General features: G+C 40.2%; 21 protein-coding genes. 13 read left to right on the top strand and 8 right to left on the bottom strand.

What is annotated here, in order from left to right:
* Nucleotides 1-2: 2 nt before the first annotated feature.
* From I6E72_RS12710 to I6E72_RS12660, 11 genes are all read left to right on the top strand, one after another.
* A complete protein-coding gene (locus tag I6E72_RS12710; RefSeq protein ID WP_121954643.1) occupies nucleotides 3-1,727 on the top strand; it encodes a sodium:solute symporter family protein in 1,725 nt (574 codons plus the stop codon).
* Between the two features lie 125 nt (nucleotides 1,728-1,852).
* Complete coding sequence (locus tag I6E72_RS12705; protein WP_024593702.1) at nucleotides 1,853-3,691, top strand: DUF294 nucleotidyltransferase-like domain-containing protein; 1,839 nt, start codon at nucleotides 1,853-1,855, stop codon at nucleotides 3,689-3,691.
* Between the two features lie 15 nt (nucleotides 3,692-3,706).
* Nucleotides 3,707-4,330 carry a 3'-5' exonuclease gene (locus I6E72_RS12700; RefSeq protein WP_165736254.1) on the top strand — a complete coding sequence of 208 codons (624 nt, stop codon included), beginning with the start codon at nucleotides 3,707-3,709 and terminating at the stop codon, nucleotides 4,328-4,330.
* Nucleotides 4,331-4,454: 124 nt separating this feature from the next.
* The gene (locus I6E72_RS12695; RefSeq protein ID WP_197112509.1) at nucleotides 4,455-5,183 is read left to right on the top strand and encodes an SIMPL domain-containing protein; all 729 of its coding nucleotides are present in this window, start codon (nucleotides 4,455-4,457) and stop codon (nucleotides 5,181-5,183) included.
* A gap of 344 nt (nucleotides 5,184-5,527) precedes the next feature.
* A complete protein-coding gene (locus I6E72_RS12690) occupies nucleotides 5,528-6,190 on the top strand; it encodes a peroxiredoxin-like family protein (protein ID WP_024589750.1) in 663 nt (220 codons plus the stop codon).
* 178 nt (nucleotides 6,191-6,368) lie between these two features.
* Nucleotides 6,369-7,385: an erythrose-4-phosphate dehydrogenase gene (gene epd, locus I6E72_RS12685; protein WP_007587176.1), complete on the top strand. Its 1,017-nt coding sequence runs from the start codon at nucleotides 6,369-6,371 to the stop codon at nucleotides 7,383-7,385.
* A gap of 64 nt (nucleotides 7,386-7,449) precedes the next feature.
* Nucleotides 7,450-8,625 (top strand): phosphoglycerate kinase, encoded by a 1,176-nt coding sequence (locus tag I6E72_RS12680; RefSeq protein ID WP_007587175.1) that lies wholly within the window; start codon nucleotides 7,450-7,452, stop codon nucleotides 8,623-8,625.
* Between the two features lie 201 nt (nucleotides 8,626-8,826).
* The gene (fba, locus tag I6E72_RS12675) at nucleotides 8,827-9,891 is read left to right on the top strand and encodes a class II fructose-bisphosphate aldolase (protein ID WP_007587174.1); all 1,065 of its coding nucleotides are present in this window, start codon (nucleotides 8,827-8,829) and stop codon (nucleotides 9,889-9,891) included.
* A 991-nt stretch (nucleotides 9,892-10,882) separates the two neighbouring features.
* The gene (phoB, locus tag I6E72_RS12670; RefSeq protein WP_006791869.1) at nucleotides 10,883-11,572 is read left to right on the top strand and encodes a phosphate regulon transcriptional regulator PhoB; all 690 of its coding nucleotides are present in this window, start codon (nucleotides 10,883-10,885) and stop codon (nucleotides 11,570-11,572) included.
* Between the two features lie 65 nt (nucleotides 11,573-11,637).
* Nucleotides 11,638-12,945, top strand: a complete 1,308-nt coding sequence (phoR, locus tag I6E72_RS12665) for a phosphate regulon sensor histidine kinase PhoR (protein ID WP_024608321.1) — start codon at nucleotides 11,638-11,640, stop codon at nucleotides 12,943-12,945.
* Between the two features lie 115 nt (nucleotides 12,946-13,060).
* Nucleotides 13,061-14,029: a PstS family phosphate ABC transporter substrate-binding protein gene (locus tag I6E72_RS12660; RefSeq protein WP_010554592.1), complete on the top strand. Its 969-nt coding sequence runs from the start codon at nucleotides 13,061-13,063 to the stop codon at nucleotides 14,027-14,029.
* A gap of 233 nt (nucleotides 14,030-14,262) precedes the next feature.
* On the opposite strand, the gene I6E72_RS12655 is transcribed toward I6E72_RS12660, so the two are convergent.
* The 8 genes from I6E72_RS12655 to sfsA all read right to left on the bottom strand — a co-directional run bounded on the left by I6E72_RS12655 (nucleotide 14,263) and on the right by sfsA (nucleotide 20,700).
* On the bottom strand, nucleotides 14,263-14,499 hold the full coding sequence (locus I6E72_RS12655; RefSeq protein ID WP_007587168.1) for a hypothetical protein: 237 nt from the start codon (nucleotides 14,497-14,499) through the stop codon (nucleotides 14,263-14,265).
* Between the two features lie 33 nt (nucleotides 14,500-14,532).
* On the bottom strand, nucleotides 14,533-15,381 hold the full coding sequence (gene panC, locus I6E72_RS12650; RefSeq protein WP_197112507.1) for a pantoate--beta-alanine ligase: 849 nt from the start codon (nucleotides 15,379-15,381) through the stop codon (nucleotides 14,533-14,535).
* A complete protein-coding gene (gene panB, locus I6E72_RS12645; protein ID WP_007587166.1) occupies nucleotides 15,381-16,175 on the bottom strand; it encodes a 3-methyl-2-oxobutanoate hydroxymethyltransferase in 795 nt (264 codons plus the stop codon). The genes panC and panB overlap by 1 nt, the downstream gene beginning before the upstream one ends.
* A gap of 30 nt (nucleotides 16,176-16,205) precedes the next feature.
* Complete coding sequence (folK, locus tag I6E72_RS12640) at nucleotides 16,206-16,691, bottom strand: 2-amino-4-hydroxy-6-hydroxymethyldihydropteridine diphosphokinase (RefSeq protein WP_165736259.1); 486 nt, start codon at nucleotides 16,689-16,691, stop codon at nucleotides 16,206-16,208.
* Nucleotides 16,692-16,695: 4 nt separating this feature from the next.
* On the bottom strand, nucleotides 16,696-18,177 hold the full coding sequence (gene pcnB, locus I6E72_RS12635; protein WP_206007896.1) for a polynucleotide adenylyltransferase PcnB: 1,482 nt from the start codon (nucleotides 18,175-18,177) through the stop codon (nucleotides 16,696-16,698).
* 78 nt (nucleotides 18,178-18,255) lie between these two features.
* Nucleotides 18,256-19,200, bottom strand: coding sequence for a tRNA glutamyl-Q(34) synthetase GluQRS (gene gluQRS / locus I6E72_RS12630; RefSeq protein WP_197112504.1), 945 nt, complete (start codon nucleotides 19,198-19,200; stop codon nucleotides 18,256-18,258).
* 20 nt (nucleotides 19,201-19,220) lie between these two features.
* Nucleotides 19,221-19,664, bottom strand: a complete 444-nt coding sequence (gene dksA, locus I6E72_RS12625; RefSeq protein ID WP_002962671.1) for an RNA polymerase-binding protein DksA — start codon at nucleotides 19,662-19,664, stop codon at nucleotides 19,221-19,223.
* A 316-nt stretch (nucleotides 19,665-19,980) separates the two neighbouring features.
* A complete protein-coding gene (sfsA, locus tag I6E72_RS12620) occupies nucleotides 19,981-20,700 on the bottom strand; it encodes a DNA/RNA nuclease SfsA (protein WP_197112502.1) in 720 nt (239 codons plus the stop codon).
* A gap of 123 nt (nucleotides 20,701-20,823) precedes the next feature.
* On the opposite strand from sfsA, the gene pepB reads away from it, so the two are divergent.
* Together pepB and I6E72_RS12610 are read left to right on the top strand one after the other, a co-directional pair.
* The gene (gene pepB, locus I6E72_RS12615) at nucleotides 20,824-22,119 is read left to right on the top strand and encodes an aminopeptidase PepB (protein WP_024589754.1); all 1,296 of its coding nucleotides are present in this window, start codon (nucleotides 20,824-20,826) and stop codon (nucleotides 22,117-22,119) included.
* Between the two features lie 183 nt (nucleotides 22,120-22,302).
* Complete coding sequence (locus I6E72_RS12610) at nucleotides 22,303-22,869, top strand: phosphoribosyltransferase (protein ID WP_007377478.1); 567 nt, start codon at nucleotides 22,303-22,305, stop codon at nucleotides 22,867-22,869.
* Nucleotides 22,870-22,897: the final 28 nt, after the last annotated feature.

Genomic DNA, 22,897 nt, shown 5'->3' with positions numbered 1-22,897 from the left:
CAATGGATGTTCAAACACTCACGTTTATAATTGTTGGTTTAAGCTTTGCGCTTTATATCGGCATAGCAATTTGGGCCCGAGCGGGTTCAACTAAAGAGTTTTATGTAGCAGGCGGCGGCGTACCTCCTCTTGCTAATGGTATGGCAACAGCCGCGGATTGGATGAGCGCCGCGTCGTTTATTTCAATGGCGGGTATTATTTCGTTTGCAGGTTACGATGGCAGCGTTTACTTAATGGGGTGGACTGGTGGTTATGTACTATTAGCCATGTGTTTAGCGCCTTACTTACGTAAATTCGGCAAGTTTACCGTGCCTGACTTTATTGGCGACCGTTACTATTCACGCACCGCACGTTTAGTGGCAATTGTATGTGCCATATTCATTTGCTTTACTTACATTGCAGGGCAAATGCGTGGCGTAGGCGTGGTATTTTCACGCTTTTTAGAAGTAGAAATTGAAACCGGTGTTTACATTGGTATGGTGATTGTATTCTTTTATGCGGTACTTGGCGGCATGAAAGGCATTACCTACACACAAGTAGCGCAGTATTGTGTACTTGTATTTGCCTACCTTGTACCAGCCATTTTTATCTCGATGATGATGACGGGTCACTTCTTCCCACAAACCGGTTTTGGTGCCACATTAATTGGCAGCGATGGCGTGTACGTACTTGATAAACTAGACGGCTTAAGCGCTGAACTTGGTTTTGCGCAATATACCGAAGGCTCTAAGAGCATGATTGACGTGTTCGCTATTACTGGCGCGTTAATGGTAGGTACTGCTGGTTTACCACATGTAATTGTTCGCTTTTTCACTGTACCTCGCGTAAAAGACACGCGTATTTCTGCAGCATGGACACTTGTGTTCATCGCGATTGTTTATACTACAGCACCTGCGGTTGCAGCCTTTGCTCGCGTAAACATGGTTGATACTATTAATGGTAAAGACGGTAGCGGTACAGCTTACGCAGAAGCACCAGGATGGATTAAAAACTGGGAACGCACAGGTTTAATTACATTTAATGATAAAAACGGCGATGGTAAAATGTTCTACACGGCGGGTAAAATCACCGATCCGAACAGTGCTAACGAAGTAAACGTAGACCGCGACATTATGGTATTAGCTAATCCAGAGATTGCTAACTTACCAGCGTGGGTAATCGCACTTGTAGCTGCTGGTGGTATTGCCGCTGCACTTTCTACAACAGCAGGTTTACTATTGGTTATTTCGACCTCCGTTTCGCACGATTTACTCAAGCGAACCCTCAAGCCCGATATTACCGACAAGCAAGAGTTACTTGCAGCGAGGTTGGCAGCCATGGTCGCTATTGTTATCTCCGCGTACTTTGGTATTAACCCGCCTGGATTTGTGGCATCGGTAGTGGCATTTGCATTCGGCTTGGCGGCAGCGAGTTTCTTCCCAGCAATTATTATGGGTATATTCTCTAAAACAATGAACCGCGAGGGCGCAATTGCAGGCATGGTAACGGGTATTGGCTTTACCGCTGCGTATATAATCTTCTTCAAGTTTGTTAGCCCAGAGCTAAATAGCCCTGAAAACTGGTTCTTAGGTATTTCGCCTGAAGGTATTGGCTTAATTGGTATGATTATTAACTTTGCAGTTGCTGCAATTGTTCTTAAGTTTACTAAACCTACACCGGTTGAAATTCAAGAAATGGTTGAAAGCATTCGTAACCCTAAAGGGTCTGCAGAAGCGCACGACCACTAGGCTACAATTTATAGATATAGTTTAGATAACATAAAGCACCAAAAGCCCGACTTTAGTCGGGCTTTTTATTTGTTTAATAAATAAGTACATTAGATTGGTACATCACCATTTAAAGAGCGAATACAATGAGTGTAGAACAACAAGAAATAGCCCAATACGTTTGTTTGCAAGCACCTTTTACTATGCTTGATAGCAGCGCATACGAATATTTTGTAAATCATCTTGATATTATTTACCTCACCCGCGAAAACCAAACTCAGTGGTTACAAAGTGAAAACCCTAAACTGTTTTTAATTCGCTCTGGTTTGTATGACCTAGTTGATGGTAAGGGCGATGTTGTTACACGCTTAGCGCAAGGTGACTATTTTGGTTTTCCGTCGCTGTTAACCGGTGAGGCAATTCAAAATAGGTTGGAAGTACAAAAAGAGGGCATAGTGTATATGCTCTCTCAAACGCACTTTGATTTTTTACGCAGAGAATATAAATCGTTTGAGCAATATTTTGTACGCGCTCATGCTAACCGGTTGTTGTCATCGCATTATAAAAGTAAAAACGATAGCTGGTCTGAACGTAAAATATCAGAGCTGATGACCCGCACCGCCATTACGCTTTCGCCCGATGCAAGTATTAGGCAAAGTGCTAAAAAAATGAAAGAGCATGGCGTATCGTCAATAATGATAACGCAGCACGCGCACTTAGTAGGGGTGGTAACCGACCGCGACTTACGTAACCGAGTACTTGCCGACGAGGTAGATCCACAAGACGCAGTAAGCAGTATTATGACCGCCAAGCCCAAGTTTATATTTGAAAATAACCGGGTGTTTTCGGCGCTGCACTTAATGCTTAAATACAATATTCATCATTTACCCGTGCTTGACGAAAACCATAACCCAATAGGGATGATAACCAGCACCGATTTACTGCGCCAACAAAAAAGCGACCCCGTACAGCTTATTGGGCGCATATATAAAGCGCATACTGTTACTGATTTAAAACGCTACGCAAAAGAAATCCCCGAACTTTTGCGTGGTTTTTCGTACAACATTGACGACATATCGCTAATTGGTAAATTACTGAGTGGTTTAACTGATGCGCTTACATCGCGCCTTATTCACTTATTTCAAGAAGAGCATGGCGCAGCGCCAACCAGCTTTAGTTTTATTTGCTTTGGCTCGCAAGCACGCGAAGAACAAACCCTGCATTCGGATCAAGATAACGGCTTATTACTCCCTAACGACTTAACCCCCGAACAACACGCTTACTTTAAAAGCATGGGAGAGTTTGTATGTGAAAACTTAGTTGAGTGCGGCATTAGGCGTTGCCCAGGTAATATTATGGCAAGCAGCGATGAGTGCCGAATGAGCGTAAACGACTGGAGCGAGCGCTTTTTTAAATGGATAAAAAGCCCCACACCCAATGCAATGCTTAACTGTAAGATATTTTTTGACCTGCGATTTATTGAAGGTTCAAACGCTTTATATACCGCTTTTTGCGAGCAATTAATTCGTATATCGCGTAACGACTTATTCTATGCCGCAATGGCAACCGATATAAGCAGCAACAGCGTGCCAATTGGTTTATTTAATAAATTTAAAACCGAAAAAACAGATCAAAATAATAAATACATAGATTTAAAAAAACGCGGTGTCGTAATTATAAATGACATAGTGCGGTTATACGCTTTAAAAGCGGGTATTAGGCGCGCCAACACGCAAGAGCGATTAGACGCACTACTAAAACATAAACTGATCAGCAAAGAAGATATATACAACCTAAAAGACTGCTGGCGGTTCTTAACGCAGCTTCGCTTGAGTACACAAATAAACGAAGAGGGCTTACCGAGTAATTGTATTAATCCTAATAAATTAAACTCACTAGAGCGCCATCAACTAAAAGAAGCGTTTTACCTTGTTAAACAAGCGCAGCAAGCCGCCGCGTTTAAGTTTGCTCGCGGCAGTTTATAATGATGGATTACTAACATGGTAAAAAAGCTGCTCACTCGGTATTTAAAGCGCCGTAAATTACTAGGCAAAAATGCCTTACAACAACGTTATTTGGTGATTGATTTAGAGCTCACTGGGCTTGATGCAAAACAGCACGAAATTGTATCGGTAGCGTGGGTGATAATAGATAACCAATGTATAAAAATGAGCGAGTCGCAGCACCTTATAAATAAAGACGTAAAAAGCCTTGAGCAAAGTCCTGTTTTTCATGGGATTAGCGACGATGCTATAACAAAAGGACAGAGCTTGTGCAGTATATTAACGCAATTGAGCTGCCATTTTAGCGACTGTATTTTAGTGTTTCATAATGCCATGCTCGATTGGGGGTTTTTAAAAATAGCGCTTAAAAATGCCAATATAACTATACGTCCTAAACTCATAATCGACACACTCCATATTGAACAAAAGCGCTTACTCCATCATTCAACTGAAATAAAACAAGATGATTTAACCCTTAATGCTTGCCGCACACGTTATGAGTTACCAAGCTATCATTGCCATCATGCACTGACCGATGCACAAGCCACCGCCGAGTTACTGCTAGCGCAGTGCCATCAAATAAGCCGTGGCAAAGAGTTAAAAGTAGCAGAGTTGATGTAGGTTGGCTGTAGGCGCGAGATAAACTCCCGCCTACAATAAAGAGCAGTTTACTTTTATTGTTATCCGTATGACTATAGGTACAGTTACGTAGTCATTATTTAACTAATTACTCCAAGGAACGAATATGAAACTCATTATCACTATTTTTCTAACATTATTCCCACTTATCACTTTTGCTAATTCAAGCTTAGCCACAAATCGCCATATTGCAGTTCAAGGTACTGCAGAGGTGCTTACCAATCCTGATATCGCTAAAATACTATTTCAAATTATAAGTATTAAAAACGAACCTTTAGCAGCTAAGAACGATCTTGATAATAAAGTTAATTTACTAATTGACGGACTAAATCAATTTGAAATAACTGCCGATGATGTAGTTGCTTCAAGTGTTAAAGTTGAAAAAACGGGTATGGATTACATTGAAACAGGGCATCAGGCTCCCGCTGAATACGCAGCTATAAGGACCTTTGAAGTAACACTAAAAAACATTGAAAGAGTGAATGACTTAAGTGATTTTTTATTGAATTTAAAAGTAAATGCGATTCAAAATACTGAGTTTTTATCTTCAAAAGCTGAGCTGTTACAGGCACAAGCCACACAACAAGCACTTAATAACGCAAAAGAAAAAGCAAATGTACTTGCTAAGTCCTTTGGTACAAAAGTGGGTGAAGTACGCACTATTAGCTCAACTCAAAAAAGCGTTTACAGTGGCTTTGGTGCAGCGGTTAAAAAAATAGATAGAGTAAATCCAATGAGCGATTCATTTCCTAAAGCTCGCAAAAATTATTTACAACAAACGATAAGCTTTAAATCATCAATAAACGTGGTGTTTGATTTAGAAGTAAATGATTAAGTTAGGGCGTGTTTTTCTTTCGATGTTGAATTTACAGCGGTATGTTTGGTATTAAAGCAAGGCAGAGCCTATGGTGTGTGGTTATTCCACATAAGTAGGCGATAACACAGCATAAATACCAAACATGCGCTGCCCTTTGGGTTCGTCCTAGGGACAATTCACTCTTTGTTGCTCGGTTTTTACTTAGCCCACTAGGTTTCAAACCTCGCGCCGCGATTAAATAGCCCCTAGATAGAACAAATTTAACCCTGAAAGGTCAACACGCCCCAAAATTTTCATTTCAAATACATTTTCATAATGTAAGCTGGCTTTAAGTTTTTGATTAATTTGAAGGTAGCCATATTATGAGCGATGAAAATAACACGTTAAAAGCACAAACTGAGGCAAAAATAGCCGCAGGGCGAAAAGGTAATCCTGATTTCATGAAAGGTGTTGATGAAACGATTGCACAAGCAAAAGCGTTTCAGCAAGGTGCTAATGCACTTGATTTAAACCAAAGCGCACCAAGTTTTGAGTTACCAAATCAACATGGTCAATCGGTGCAGTTAACCGAGTTACTTGCTAAAGGACCTGTGGTTGTTACTTTTTATCGTGGAAGTTGGTGTCCGTACTGCAATTTACAGCTCAAAGCGCTTCAAGCACGTTTACCTGAAATTCACGCATTAGGCGCACAATTGGTGGCTATTAGCCCGCAAGTACCCGATGGCTCACTTAGTGATGATGAAATAAGTAAAATGGATTTTTTAGTGCTGAGTGATCAAAATGCGGATGTAGCAGCAAGCTACGGCGTAGCATGGCAAGTACCCACATTTTTACTAGAGCATATGCGAGTAGACCGAGGCCTAGATTTAGAGTCGGTTAACAATGGCAATAGTAGTGTTTTACCGATCCCTGCCACCTTTGTTTTAGATAAACAAGGTAAAGTGACTTGGCGTTATGTTGATGTTGATTATCGTACTCGTTCTGAGCCAGAAGATATAATTAACGCATTGAAAAATTTAGTATAAAAAACTTAATTTAAAAAGTCAGAACCATCGAAGAGCTTGCAATGCGTAAGCTCTTTAACCTTAATTTAAAGTTTCTAATGCTACCCTCTTATAATAATGCTCAAGGTCGATTACAATACAGCCATCTAAAAGGCGTATTGCCTTTATCTGCACGCTAAAAGAGTGGATTTTATATTTCATGGCAATCAAACTTGCAATTAATGGTTTTGGTCGTATTGGTCGAAATATTGTCCGCGCGTTATACGAGTCTGGTTTGAGCGACGATATAAAAATTGTTGCGATTAACGAACTTGCTGATCCTGAAGCTATTGCTCATTTATTAAAATACGACACATCCCACGGTCGTTTTTCTTTTCCTGTAAAACTTGGTGAAGACACCATTAGTGTTGCAGGCGATACCATTGCACTTTTTTGTGAAGAAAACCCAATTGAATTACCTTGGCAAACGCTCGATGTAGACGTTGTACTTGAATGTACTGGTGTTTATCACTCGCGTGAACATGCGCAGTTACATATTACCGCAGGCGCTAAAAAGGTGTTGTTTTCGCATCCGGCCGATAACGATGTTGATGCTACGATTGTGTATGGCATTAACGACGATGAGCTTAAAAACGAGCACACAATTGTTTCTAACGGCTCGTGTACAACTAACTGTGTTGTGCCGGTTATTAAAGTATTAGATGATGCATTTGGTATTGAGTCGGGCGCTATTACAACGATTCATGCGTCGATGAACGATCAACAAGTGATTGATGGTTATCATCATGATTTACGCCGTACTCGCGCTGCAAGCCAATCAATTATTCCAGTTGATACAAAGCTCGCCCGTGGTATAGACCGTATTTTACCTAAATTTAAAGGCCGTTTTGAAGCCATCGCCGTACGTGTACCGACTATAAATGTCACGGCAATGGATTTAAGTGTAACGGTTAATACCGATGTAGATTTAAACGCAGTAAATAACGCACTTAAAGCACAAGCAAAAGACCGCTTAGAAGGTATTTTAAGTTATACCGAAGAGCCGCTTGTGTCGGTTGATTTTAATCACGACCCACATTCTTGTATTATTGATGGCACACAAACACGTGTTAGTCACAAACGACTGATAAAGTTATTAGTATGGTGTGATAACGAATGGGGTTTTGCTAATCGTATGCTCGACACAGCGCGTGCTATGATGGCAGTGAATAAGTAATTTATTAATATAATAATTTTAAACGTATTTTTCAGGTTCAGTATCGTTAACTAAGGAGATGTTCATGTCGGTCATAAAAATGGCAGATTTAGATTTAAACGGCAAACGCGTATTAATTCGTGAAGATTTAAATGTACCAGTTAAAGCAGGTAAAGTGACGTCAGATGCGCGTATTCGTGCAGCACTACCTACTATTAAATTAGCGCTTGAGATGGGTGCTAAAGTAATGGTTATGTCACACCTTGGCCGTCCTACGGAAGGGGAATATGATGAAGCGTTTTCGCTAGCACCTGTCGCTGATTACTTAAACGATGCCCTTGAGCAAACTGTACGTTTAGAAAAAGATTACCTAAACGGTGTTGATATTGCTGATAACGAAGTTGTTGTTTTTGAAAATGTGCGCTTTAACAAAGGCGAGAAGAAAAACGACGAAGCGTTATCTAAGCAACTTGCAGCACTGTGTGATGTATATGTAATGGATGCATTTGGTACGGCTCACCGTGCACAAGCATCTACGCATGGCGTTGGCTTATTTGCTGATGTAGCATGTGCAGGTCCATTGTTATCAGCTGAACTAGAAGCGTTAGGCAAAGCACTTGATAACCCAGCTCGTCCATTAGTGGCGATTGTTGGTGGTTCTAAAGTTTCAACTAAGCTAACCGTTTTAGATTCACTTTCTAAAATTGTTGACCAATTAGTTACCGGTGGCGGTATTGCAAATACCTTTATTGCTGCATCAGGTAGCCCAGTTGGTAAATCGCTTTACGAACCAGATTTAATGGATGAAGCTAACCGCTTATGTGCTGCAGCGATTGCTAATAATGGTGAAATTCCGGTACCGACTGACGTAGTTGTTGGTAATGAGTTTTCTGAATCTGCTGTAGCTACGCTTAAAGATGTAAGCGAAGTGACAAGCGACGATATGATTTTTGATATTGGTCCTGATACAGCGAGTAAGCTTGCAAAAATTATTGCAAATGCGGGCACTGTTGTATGGAATGGCCCTGTTGGCGTGTTCGAGTTTGACCAATTTGGTAATGGCACACGTGCTATTGCACAAGCAATTGCTAACTCAAATGCGTTTTCAATTGCTGGTGGTGGTGATACCTTAGCCGCAATTGATAAATACGGCATTGCCGATAAAGTTTCTTATATTTCTACTGGTGGTGGTGCGTTCTTAGAGTTTTTAGAAGGCAAAAAACTTCCAGCAGTTGAAATGCTAGAGTCGCGCGCTAAGTAATTTTAGTAGCGTAAGGTGAGGGGGTAATAGCCCTCACCGACAATTAATTATTAAATACCTCTCACCCTAATTTAATAGTTAATTTAGACGGAATATTACTGCAAAGCAGTGGTTTTTCGTGGCGTTGTTATAACGCCAAACTAACACATCCGTTCAAACTAGATGGTAGGGAACTACTGTCGATAAATTGGAGAATACCCAATGGCTTTAATCAGTATGCGACAACTTTTAGATCATGCAGCAGAGCATGGTTACGGCGTACCTGCTTTTAACGTTAACAATCAAGAGCAAATGCGCGCAATAATGGAAGCGGCTGACAAAACAAACAGCCCAGTAATCGTTCAGGGATCAGCTGGTGCACGTGCTTATGCTGGTGCTCCATTTATTCGTCATATGATTTTAGCAGCCGTTGAAGAATGGCCACATATTCCCGTTGTTATGCATCAAGATCACGGCACATCGCCAGGTGTATGTCAGCGTTCAATTCAGCTTGGTTTTTCATCAGTAATGATGGATGGCTCGTTAATGAGCGACGGTAAAACTCCTTCAAGCTACGAATACAATGTAGAAGTAACGCGCGAAACTGTTGCTATGGCTCATGCTTGTGGCGTATCGGTTGAAGGCGAGCTAGGTGTTCTTGGTTCACTTGAAACAGGTGAAGCTGGCGAAGAAGATGGTGTTGGCGCAGAAGGGTTACTAACCACTGAGCAAATGCTAACAGACCCTGAAGAAGCGGCTGACTTTGTAAATAAAACACATGTTGATGCACTTGCAATTGCCTGTGGTACTTCGCACGGAGCTTATAAATTTACTCGCCCACCAACAGATGACATTTTAGCGATTGATCGCATTAAAGCGATTCATGCACGTATTCCTAACACGCATTTAGTGATGCATGGTTCATCTTCAGTTCCTCAAGAATGGTTAGAAATTATTAATCAGTATGGTGGCGAAATTCCAGAAACTTATGGTGTGCCAGTTGAACAGATTGTTGAAGGCATTAAGTTTGGTGTTCGTAAGGTAAATATTGATACCGATTTACGTTTAGCATCTACCGGTGCAATTCGCCGTCATATGGCGCTTAACCCATCTAACTTCGATCCACGTAAATACTTAGCTGAAGCAACTAAAGCAATGACAGAGATTTGTGTTGCACGCTATAACTCGTTTGGTACTTCTGGTCAGGCTAGTAAAATTAAGCCAATTTCACTTGATGAAATGCACCTTAAATACTTAAGCGGCGAGCTAGACCCTAAAATTAGATAATAGATCAATTTATAATTGATCATTATTAGGGCCTGTTTATCTTTCGAGGTTAAATTTGCAGCAGTATGTTTGGTATTTAGGCAAGGCAGAGCCTATGCAGTGTGGTTATTCCCCATAAATAGGCGATAACGTGGAATAAATGCCAAACATGCGCTGCCCGAAGGGTTCTGCCTAGGGGCAATTTACTCTTTGTTGCTCGGTTTTTACTTAGCCCGCTAGGTTACAAACCTCACGCCGCGATTAAATCGCCCCTAGATTGAACAAATTTTAATCCTGAAAGGTCAACAGGCCCTAAGCCAGTAACTTTGTTGCTGGCTTTTTTAATGTCAGCCTTTTTATATTGCAGGTTACGGCTTCTATTGATCAGATCGCTGTACTATCAACGCCGTACTTTGGGATCACGCATTTACTAACATAGCCTTTTCGGATCATTACTTTACTAAGCCAAATACACTTTTTCGCTATTTTAGGCTCTGAGATAATTTGATCGTTATTTATTTGTATAAACAATCAACAACTTATGGCTTTGACTAGGTACAACTCTGATCTGAGAGTGGATCGGCTTGGTAAAAATCTGATCCTTTATTTGGGGCTTAGTAAAATTTAGATCTATTTTTAAACGTATTGATTGTTACACAGGCGGGTTTATTGATTTTAAAATGGCTTTAAAGCTGCTTTTAAACGATCGATCTGTAAAAAAGTCTTGGTTAGTAAAACAATGATCCCAGTTAATTTTGTATTATTTAATGATTCAACTAGCGACAAAAAGCAGATAATTTCAAAAATTAGCTATTTTATAAATTTATCGTAAATCTCTTATTATTACGTTAAATATTAAAAAGGTTTTAAAAATATGACGTTAATGAGGTTTTTTGTCACTAATTTGTGTTTTTTTTACCACCATTTTAATTTACACGTTACACTTTCATAAAAATGTCATACTTAGTCATAATAATGAAAACTAATTCGATAGCGTAAGAGATAAATTGGAATGTCACGTAAAGTACTAGTCGTAGATGACGAAGCTCCTATCAGGGAGATGTTGGTTTTTGTTTTAGAGCAAAATGGATTTCAAGCAATTGAAGCAGAAGATTACGACTCTGCTATTGCAGCTATGGTTGAACCTTACCCAGATATGGTTTTACTTGATTGGATGTTACCAGGTGGAAGCGGTATTCAAATTGCTAAAAAGTTTAAGCAAAACGAACACACCCGCCAAATCCCAATTATAATGCTTACAGCCCGTGGCGAAGAAGAAGACAAAGTACGCGGTCTTGAAGTAGGTGCTGACGATTACGTCACTAAGCCGTTTTCTCCTAAAGAGCTTATGGCGCGTATTAAAGCGGTTATTCGCCGTGTATCGCCAACCTCATTAGAAGAAGCTATTGAAGTACATGGCCTGCGTTTAGACCCTATTTCGCATCGTGTTACCTCAGAAGGTAACGAGCTTGATATGGGGCCAACCGAATTTAGATTACTGCACTTTTTTATGACTCACCCAGAGCGTGTTTATAGCCGTGAACAATTGCTTGATCATGTATGGGGAACTAATGTTTACGTAGAAGATCGCACGGTTGATGTGCACATTCGTCGTCTGCGTAAAGCAATTGGCCCACTTGGACATGACCGTTTGGTGCAAACTGTACGTGGTGCTGGATATCGTTTTTCAAGTAAGCTGTGATCAGCTTAAAGCTTAGCTAATGTATGAAATACGCATGTATTACTACTCTAAGGTAAAGTGAGTGTATGTATCGAGTTGTTAATAAGCAGGCGTTAGTAAAGCGCCTGTTTATCTATTTTTTACCCTTACTATTAATTGGTGTGCTAGTTGGCGCGCCATTTTTGCTTTTATTTTTAGGATCTTTTTCCCTCCTTATTTGGCACTACCATCAACTTTATCGTTTGAGCGATTGGCTACTTAATCAACGTAGCTTTAATCCACCTGAGGGCGAGGGTGCATGGGAGCAAGTGTTTGAAGGTATTTATCATCTACAGCACCGTAATCGTAAAAAACGTAATGAGCTTGCTGATTTAATTCGTCGCTTTCGCGATGGGGCTGAAGCAGTACCTGATGCGGTAGTGGTACTGCAAAATGATTTAAGTATTGTGTGGTGTAATCAACTAGCGCTTAAAGTGCTTGGTTTGCAGTGGCCAACCGATCATGGTCAGCGTCTTGATAATTTAATTCGCGAACCTAAGTTTGCTAAATACATGCACAAAGGTGAATTTGACGACGCGCTTGAGCTGGATAACGGCCATAGCATTGAGCAAGTACTAGAATTTAGGGTAATGCCTTATGCAAGCACGCAACTTATGGTTGTTGTGCGTGATGTAACGCGCTTAAAACAGCTAGAACAGATGCGTAAAGACTTTGTAGCCAATGTGTCACACGAACTACGTACACCGCTTACAGTGGTTACTGGCTATCTTGAGATGATGGATGGCGACATGATGCCGCCGCCAGCAATGTGGAACAAAGCGCAAAATACTATGCTTGAACAATGCAAGCGCATGGATAGCTTAGTCAGCCAATTATTATCGCTTTCGCGTATTGAAGGTGCACGGCGCCAAGACAACGATAAAGCTATAAATGTGCCGCAATTACTTGGTTATATTCACACTGAGGCAAACTCAATTAATCAAGACAAAGGCCATGAGCTTATTTTTAATATTGATAAAACCCTCGATATTAAAGGCTCTGAGGATGAACTGCGTAGTGCGTTTTCTAATTTAGTATTTAACGCCATTCATTACACTAAACCCGGTGGCAAAGTGGAAGTATGTTGGCAGCGCAAAAACAATAAAGCGTGTTTTAGTGTTACCGATAATGGTGATGGTATTGCGCCAGAGCATATTAACCGTTTAACTGAGCGTTTTTATCGTGTTGATAAAGCCCGCAGCAGAACAACAGGTGGCTCAGGTTTAGGGCTTGCGATTACAAAACATGTACTAACGCGCCACGATAGTAAATTAAATATTAGCAGTGAAGTTAACAAAGGTTCGTGTTTCTCTTTCGAATTTTCAATAGATAAGACAGTTTCGCTAGCTAAGTAATTAGGCTGAAAAGCAAAGTCATAAAAGTGTCATTTAAGAGTAATGTAACTGTCATGTACTCACTTTAGAGTGGGCAGCAGTTAGAAAATGGGACGAACAAACCGGAGAACCCTACATGAAATTTAAAAACTTAGTTGCCGCAATGGGTGTGGCTGTTACAACTTTCGTATCTGCACAAGCAGTTGCTTTAGATCAAGATATTCCTGAGTATCAAAAAATTAGTGGTGTTTCAGGTAACTTCTCATCAGTAGGTTCTGACACTTTAGCCAACATGATGACGTTCTGGGCTGAAGAGTACAAACGTATTTACCCAAATGTAAATATTCAAATTCAAGCGGCAGGTTCTTCTACTGCGCCACCGGCACTTACCGAAGGTACAGCTAACCTAGGTCCAATGAGCCGTAAAATGAAATCAAAAGAAATCGAAGCGTTCGAAAAACGTTACGGTTATAAGCCAACAGAAGTTCGCGTAGCTATTGATGCACTTGCTGTATTTGTACATAAAGATAACCCAATTGAAGGTCTTCGTATTGACCAAGTAGATGCTATTTTTTCATCTACTCGTAAATGTGGCGCACCAGAGCAAGTTAATCGTTGGAGCGATGTTGGTCTGACAGGTGACTGGGCAGCTAAAGACGTTCAGCTTTATGGACGTAACTCAGTGTCAGGTACTTATGGCTACTTTAAAAAGAAAGCACTGTGTAAAGGTGATTTCCGTAATAATGTAAATGAGCAACCTGGTTCTGCATCGGTAGTACAGTCAATTTCATCTTCATTAAATGCAATTGGTTACTCTGGTATTGGCTATAAAACATCGGGCGTGCGTACTGTGCCGCTTGCTAAAAAAGGCGATAACTTTGTTGATGCAACACTTGATAACGTTGCGCAAGGTAAATACCCGCTATCGCGCTTTTTATATGTTTATGTGAATAAACACCCGAATAAGCCACTATCACCTATGGAAGAACAATTTTTAAGAATGGTACTTTCAAAAGATGGTCAGCAAATTGTAGAAAAAGATGGTTATGTACCACTTTCTGCAAAGCTAGTAAAAACAGAACTTAAAAAGCTTGGTTTGAACTAATACCAATTGCATTAAATTAGTGAGTTATTATAGCGATAAGAAAATAGCGCAATAACAAGGCTAAAATTATGATACATAGTTGTTCTATATAAATAATTTTTAACGTAGTTAGTGAGTTATTTAATACGCTAGAATGGTCATGTTTTTAATAAAATTGGTATGATAAACCATAGGCAATAAAAAACCGCTCACTGAGCGGTTTTTTTATGCCTAAAACTAAAAACTTTAAGGAATTAAATATTACCTAATTTTTCGGCTTGTGCTTTACATTGATTATAGCTCTCAACACATTTACCAGAGCATACTTGCTGCTTTAAGCCCTCAGCAGTTGTTTGCTGTTCACATGTACTTTCGCATTGGTAATTTTGTTGAGCACACTGATTCATTTCAGGGTTTTCAACTTGGTTTTGGCAACCTACTAATAGTGCAAAAGTAAGGGCGACTACGCTTGTTTTTATTAAAGTGTGCATGCTTCTTATCCTTAAAATGGAGTCGCAATAATATTAAATTTCGACTTGAATATTGTCGATCAATCTAACACCACCAAAATAGGCTGCGGCTAAAATAACAAATTGAGTATCTTCGATTGTAGCAGTTTTTAATGTATCTCGTTGAGCAATCTCAAAATAGTCTGGCTTTAGGCCAGCTTGCTCTAAGCTCTGTTTAGCTAAGCTTTCAAGTTTTACGAAGTCTTTTTCGCCGCTTTTAAGTTGCTCAGCGCATGTATTAAGTGCTTTAAATAATACGGTTGCAGTCGCTTTTTGCTCATCAGATAAGTAACCATTACGTGAGCTCATAGCAAGGCCAGAAACTTCTCGCATTGTAGGTACACCAATAACTTCGACCGGAATTGATAGGTCGCGCGCCATGGTTTTAATTACTTGCAGTTGCTGAAAATCTTTTTCACCAAAGCAGGCGTAATCGGGTTGTACAAGATTAAATAATTTTGTAACTACCGTGGCAACACCTCTAAAGTGACCAGGGCGTGAGCCACCACAGTAACCTAATGAAATATCAGGCACATCTACAAAGCTCTGTGCGCCAAGTCCATTTGGATAAATTGTCTCTGCACTTGGGGTAAATACAATATCAGTGCCTAGTTCTGCAAGGCCTTGTTTATCTTCGTTTAGTGTACGAGGATAGTTATCTAAATCTTCGTTAGCACCAAATTGCATTGGGTTAACAAAAATACTCACAACGACTTTATCGGCTAAGTTTTTTGCTTTTTCTACTAGCGAAAAATGCCCACGATGCAAGTTGCCCATTGTTGGCACAAGTGCCACGCTAAGACCCGCTTGGCGCCATGCTTTAATTTGACTACGTAACGATCTGATTTCAGTAATTGACTGCATTATTTAAACTCGTGTTCAGCGCTTGGAAACGCGCCATTTTTAACGTCTGTACAATACTTTTGAACGGCTGCAGGCATATTGCCTGTTTCGAGCAAAAAGTTTTTAGAAAATTTAGGAATGTAACCTGCTGAAATACCAACAAGGTCATGCATTACCAGTATTTGGCCGTCAGTTAAACTGCCCGCACCAATACCAATAGTTGGGATGCTTAGGGCGTCTGTAATGCGTTTTGCCAGTGCACTTGGAATACATTCAAGTACTAATAATTGCGCGCCAGCAGCTTCTAGTGCTTTTGCGTCATCAATCATTTTTTGTGCTTTGTCTTCTTCGCGACCTTGTATTTTAAAGCCACCAAATACATGTACTGACTGTGGTGTAAGGCCTAAATGCCCACAAACTGGAATACCTTGTTGAGTAAGCGTTTTAATGCTCTCGTAAAGCCATTCTCCGCCTTCAAGCTTAATCATGTTTGCGCCAGCGCGCATAAGCTCAGCTGCATTTTTACAAGTATCACTTACGCTTGAGTAGGTCATAAAAGGTAAGTCAGCAATTACAAATAATTCGCGGCTACCAGCGCGTACACAGCGGGTATGATATGCAATATCTTGATTGGTTACGCCAAGGGTGTCATCGCCGCCTTGTAGTACCATGCCCAAAGAGTCGCCCACTAAAATAACTTCAACGCCGTTATCATGAAATAACTTTGCAAAACTAGCGTCGTAGGCTGTTAATGCAGTAATTTTGTTATTTTCTGCTTTCATTTTATTTAAAGTAGAAACGGTTATTTTAGACATAATATCCTCGCAGGCAAAAGCCTAGGTTAATTACAGAGGTAATTGTTGTAAGTCGTTGAGCGGTAAATTATTTGCAATGGTTTTTAATGCAATGCCGCTAGGTAAAATAAGTTCAGGTGCAAGCTCTAATAGTGGATAAACCACAAACTCGCGATTATTCAAACCATAATGAGGCACAGTTAAGCGCACCGTATTTATAATTTGATCATCAAATAATAGAGTATCGATATCAAGTGTGCGTGGACCCCAACGCTCAGCCTTTCTTACTCGACCATGCTCAAGTTCAATGCTTTGTGTTAAATCAAGTAATTGCTCTGGCTCAAGGGTCGTTTTAATGCACGCTACTGCATTGATATAGTCTGGTTGATCTTGTGGGCCCATAGGCTTACTTGCATAGTAATGCGATACGTTTATAAATTCACAATTAGGCAGCTTTTTAAGCGCGATTACCGCGTTATCAAGCTGCTCTTTTGGTGAGTTTAGGTTGGCACCTAAACCCAAATAAACACAGTGCATGTTATTACTCAGCTGGCTTTTTAGTAGGTCGACGGCGCTTTCGCGGCTTAGGACCACCTTGGTGGCCTAAGTTCTTAACCATCTCTTTTTGGCCGTTTATATCTTGGCTTAAGTATTGTGTCCACCACTGGGCAAGCTCAGTATGCTGTGTTTCGCCCGCGTCTACGCGTAAGAGTAAAAAGTCGTAGGCGGCTTTAAAGCGAGGTTGCTGCGTTAGTCTGTAAGCACGTTGGCCTGCGCGTTTATCCAAACGATGCTGAATATGCCAAATATCGCGAGCACCTAAAGTAAAGCGTTTAGGAACCGCAATGTGTTGTGAGTTATCGCTTAGTACTTTATTCATTGCTTGTGCGAAAGCATCGTATTCTGCAAGTTGCTCTTGGCTTTGAATCTTTTTAGTACGTTCAAGCAGCGGGAACCAAAGTAGTGCGGCAAAAATAAACGCTGGTGTTACTTTTTTATCGGCATTAATACGTTTGTCGGTATTTTGAAACATTTGCTGAATAAGCGTGTGTTCTAAGCCACTTGGGTTTTTATCTAAGATTTTATCAAGCTCAGGAAACAGTGAGCGGAATAAGCCGTATTTACGCAGCATTAAAAAGTTAGCTTCGGCCTTGCCATTTAAAAACAGCTTAAGAATTTCTTCAAATAAACGTGCTGGCGGAATGTTATCAAGCAAACTTGCAAGCTCGCTAATTGGTTTTTCACTTTTAGGCGCAATGCTCATATCAAGTTTAGTAGCAAAGCGAACTGCACGTAACATACGAACAGGATCTTCGCGGTAACGCGTTTCAGGGTCGCCGATTAGCTCAATTTGTTTAGCTTTAATTGCCGCTAAGCCGTTGGCGTAATCGTGAATACTAAAATCTTTGATTGAGTAATAAAGTGCATTGATTGAAAAGTCGCGGCGTTCTGCATCTTCTTCAATACTGCCAAATACGTTGTCACGTAGTAACTGGCCTTCATCGCTTGATTGGCTTATTTGATTTTTGTCTTCTTGCGCTTCGTGGTGGCCACGCATAGTCGCCACTTCAATAATTTCACGGCCAAATACAATATGTGCTAAACGAAAGCGACGACCAATAAGGCGACAGTTTCTAAATAGTTTTTTTACTTGATCTGGCGTGGCATTAGTAACTACGTCAAAATCTTTTGGCTGTTGGCCTAACAATATATCGCGAATACAACCACCAACAAGGTAGGCATCGTAGCCACCGTCTTTTAAGCGGTATAATACTTTGATTGCATTTGGGCTAAATTGTTTGCGAGAAATACCATGCTCACCACGAGTGACAACAATAGGTTCACTGCTTACAGAAGCGCTTTGTGCACTTGTATTCGGGCCGATTATTTGTCGGCAAAATTGAAAAAGCTTGGAAATAATAGTCTGTCTCCTAGAAGGTGTGATTGACTCTGCATCGCAATCAAAAGTTACAGCAAATGGGGCGGTTATAGCCCAGTACAAGCTGTTTGACGTAATTAGCATATATTTAGGCGGCTATCATATACCAGCAGGGTTTAAAAATTAAGTTGATGTGTTGAAATTAAGCCGTTTTTAGCTATTTTATTTACTTAAATGTGTAAATTGGACTTTCTGACTACGTGGATGCTGAGAAATTTGTATTTCGGATACTTGTGGTACCTGTTTTAAGCTAAAGTTTTTAATTCCCCAAGCGATTAATTGTTCAATATTTAAATCGATTAAATCAGCTATAACAGGCAATCCTAAAAATTCAAATGCACTAATTAAAGCAGGCTTTGGATTTTGTTTGCTAATGGCAGGAGCATAATTTTGTTTAGACAATTTGAAACCAGGCTTGGCAACCGCTAAAGGTAAATGAGCAAATTCAGGCACAGGGCTATCGAGTTGTTTAAATAAACTAATTTGCCGTGCGGTTGGCTCAATTAAATCAGCGCCTCTTACAATTCGATTAATCCCTTGATCAATATCATCGACGACCACAACAAGTTGATATGCAAATAAGTCATCGCTGCGTTTAATTAAGTAATCTTCATGGGAAAGGGCACTATTTACTGTTATATCACCTTGAATTAAATCATTAAATTTAGCCGTTGGATGTTGCTGAATTAAGCGAAGCGCACCAGATTGAGTATTATGATTAAGTGCTTGGCAATGCCCCTGATAAATACCGCCAATAGCTTTTATTTGTTTGCGAGTACAGGTGCAACCATAAACAAGTTTTTGTTTTAAAAGTGAGTGGGTAATATCTTGGTATAAAGGTAGACGCTGCGTTTGATATACAACAGGTTCGTCCCAGTGAAGGGCGTAGGCATGTAAGGTATTAAGAATATCGGAGTCGGCGTTTTTAACCACGCGCGTAGTGTCAATGTCTTCAATACGAACTAACCAATCTCCTTGGTTAGCTTTTGCATCTAGATAACTACCCACAGCCGCTACAAGTGAGCCAAAATGTAATGGCCCAGAAGGAGACGGTGCAAAACGACCGCGATATTTACGCATAGGCGCAGTAACGGCTGTAGGAGACATAACTAATTAATAAATATTAATTAGCCGCGTCCAGATTGCTTTTCTTTGATTTCTGCAAGTGTTTTGCAGTCTACGCATAAATCGGCAGTAGGACGTGCTTCTAAGCGACGTATGCCAATTTCGATGCCACAAGACTCACAAAAGCCAAAATCATCTTCTTTAATCAAATTAATTGTTTTTTCAATTTTTTTGATTAATTTACGTTCGCGGTCACGAGTACGAAGTTCTAAAGAGAACTCTTCTTCTTGTGCAGCGCGGTCAACTGGGTCAGGAAAGTTAGCAGCTTCGTCTTGCATGTGTGATTTAGTACGATCAACTTCGTTACGTAAATCATTACGCCAAGTTTCTAAAATCGCTCTAAAATGAGCACGTTGTGCATCATTCATGTACTCTTCGCCTGGTTTTTCTTGGTATGGTTCTAAACCGGCTTGAGCCAATAAACCATGTTTCTTTTGGTCTGGCATAACTCTCTCCTAAATCCTTAATTTAATGCCTCAGCATTAGCCGGCGGTATAAATAACAGAATCTTATATCCTAGGCAAATTTATTTTTAATTAATCGAATTAGCTTCAACCATGCTTACTGAGTAAAAAGTGTATTAATAGTCTATTTACACTTTTAATTAATTCACATATTCGCTTTCTAAAACTTGCCTTGTTATGTGGGCAAAAGCTTTAAAAACAAGTTAATTTTTATAATTCACTTTGTATAACTTTTTTTAATTTGAGTACTTTGCTTATTTTGCAAATTACGCTTAGTTCAATCCCTTGGTTTAATACACTATTGTGCAAATACTATTTTTTTATGAAGTAAAACTTCATTAGCAGAAATTGTGGCCTTGTATGCTAATACTTCAACGCCGGCTATTATTGCTTGGCTTAATAGCGTGGCGTATTTTTTATCAATATGCGCAGCTGCACTTACTGTATTTATTCCTTCATGCAAAACAGCGAACAGTAATACTGCTCGGTGGCCTTGTTCGATCATTTCTATTAGTTCGCGAATATGTTTTTGTCCGCGCAGTGTTTGCGTATCAGGAAAGTAGCCTTGCCCGCTTTGTGGTGCATCTTCGCTTAATAATGTGACTGATTTAACTTCTACGTAGCAATCAGGCTTATTTTCGTCAGTGAGCAAAAAGTCGATTCTGCTGTTTTCGCTGCCGTACTTTACTTCGCTTTGCAATTGACTGTAGTCGAGTAGCTCGCTTATTACATTATTGTTTATTGCTTCTTCTACTACTTTATTAGCCACTGCTGTATTTACACAAATAAGCTGCGATAAGTTATTTTGCGTAAGCTCTAATGAATGCGGGTATTTTCGTTTTGCGTTATCGCTTGTTGAATAAAAAGCAGCAAAACCCGGCTCTGCGCATCCCGTCATTTTACCCGTATTAGCACAGTGGGCGGTAAATTCACTGCCATCACTTAATTGTAAATCAGCTAAAAAGCGTTTGTAGCGTTTTAATAAGGTGGCAGGTTGCAGAGTTGGCGTGTACTTCATGATAACTTCCAAAGCGTAAATACTGCACAGCAGTGTGGTTTATGTTATTTATCTCAAGCTGTTGGGAACTTAAGCGCTCTATAGTAAACTCGGTGGCACATTTAAGTGCAAGGGTATTCTAACATGAGTGAAAAATTTGTTGTTCAACTAAGCGAACAAGCAGCAGCGAGTCATTGGGGCGATAATGCGTCATTGTCTTTTAATGAGCGCGGTGCAACTGTTCATTTGTCTGAGCAAGAAACATTGAAAAATGTTCAAAAAGCTGGTCGTACTATTGCAATCCAAGGTATTAAAAACGTTGAATTAGCAGGCGATGCTTGGTGTACAGAAAGCCAGTGGGCTTTTTATCAAGGCTTTGTAACACCAAAATCGTTAAATGGTGTTGAGTTTGTTGATAACGCACAATCAGATATTAAAGAACTTGCTCACTTAAAAACGTCAGCAATTTGGGCACGTGAAATGGTTAACGGGACTGCCGATGACATTTACCCAGAAAGCCTTGCTGAAAAAGCAGCTGAGTTTATTCAATCATTAGCGCCTGAGCATGTAAGTTACCAAATTATTAAAGGTGATGCGTTACTAGAGCAACAGTGGATTGGTATTCATGCTGTTGGTCGCGGTAGTGTTCGCCCGCCAGTATTGCTTGAGCTTGATTACAACCCAACAGGCGACGAAAATGCACCAGTAAGTGCAGCGCTTGTAGGTAAAGGTATTACGTTTGACTCAGGTGGTTACTCAATTAAATCAAGCGAAGGTATGCTTGGTATGAAGTGCGACATGGGCGGCGCTGCAACAGTAACTGCAGGTTTAGCATTGGCTATTAACCGTGGTATTGAAAAACGTATTAAACTGTTTTTATGTTGTGCTGAGAACTTAATTTCGGGTCATGCATACAAATTAGGTGACATTCTTACTTATAAAAATGGCACGACAGTTGAAATTGTAAACACGGATGCTGAAGGTCGCTTAGTACTTGCAGATGGCCTAATGGCCGCAGGGGAGACTGGCGCTCCACTTATTATTGATGCAGCAACACTAACTGGCGCAGCGCTTGTTGCTGTTGGCCAAGAGTACAATGCATTATTTGCACTTGATAAAGAACTTGTACGTGAAGTTGAGAGTTTTGCATCTCAAGAAATGGAAGCTGCTTGGCCACTTCCTCTTGAAAAATGGCATCAACAAAACTGCCCATCTCCTTATGCTGATACGGCGAATAGCCGTGCACAAAAAGGTGGCGGTTATGGCGGTGCATCGAATGCTGCAGGCTTTTTATCGCGCTTTGTGCCAAACGATGGCAAAGGCTGGGTACACATCGATTTAGCGGCTGCATTTAACATGGGCAGTACAAGTCAATGGGCAGCGGGTGCAACAACTCAAGGTATGCGTACAGTTGCTCGTACTTTACAAGAAAAAGCATAATATTTACTAAATTACGCTTTTTACGCTAAAAATAGGCACCCTTGGGTGCCTATTTTTTAATTTACAGGCAAGCAATTTTATTTCATTTACGGTAAAATCAGTCGCCAATACCTGTTTGAGTTTAATTTTTGCTTAACTCTAAGCTGCGCTCAAATCTTATATCCACCACTGGGGTTTCTAATTATGTCAGATAAGTGCTACATCACAGCTCAACAGCTGCTTGAAGATTCGTTCCGCGTAGCGGCACAAGTATACCAAGATGGCTTTCGTCCTGATTTTATTATTGGTATTTGGCGAGGTGGTGCACCGATCGGTATTGCTGTTCAAGAATATTACGATTACAAAGGCATTGAGACTGATCACATTGCAGTACGTACATCGTCTTATTACGGTATTGGTAAACAGTCGAAAGAAATTAAAGTACACGGCTTACATTACATTGTAGAGAACGCAAATGCAGGTGATTCATTATTAATTGTTGATGATGTATTTGACTCAGGTCGTAGTATTGTTGCATTAAAAGAAAAGCTTTCAGAGCTTATGCGCTTAAACTTGCCACGTGATATTCGTATTGCATGCCCGTACTACAAGCCAAAAAACTCAAAAGTAGACACTGTTCCAGATTATTATATTCATGAATCTGAAGAGTGGTTAGTGTTTCCGCATGAACTATCGGGTTTAACACCGGATGAAATTATTGCTGGTAAATCTGATCTTGCGAAAATTCATGACATTTTGCTAGAGAAGTAATTAGTAATTTGCATAAATAAAAAAAGGC

The organism is Pseudoalteromonas sp. NSLLW24 (genome assembly GCF_015864725.1).
GTDB classification, from domain to species: domain Bacteria; phylum Pseudomonadota; class Gammaproteobacteria; order Enterobacterales; family Alteromonadaceae; genus Pseudoalteromonas; species Pseudoalteromonas arctica.
Note: the sequence above shows the minus strand (reverse complement) of the source record. Positions and strands in the feature narration are given on the sequence as shown.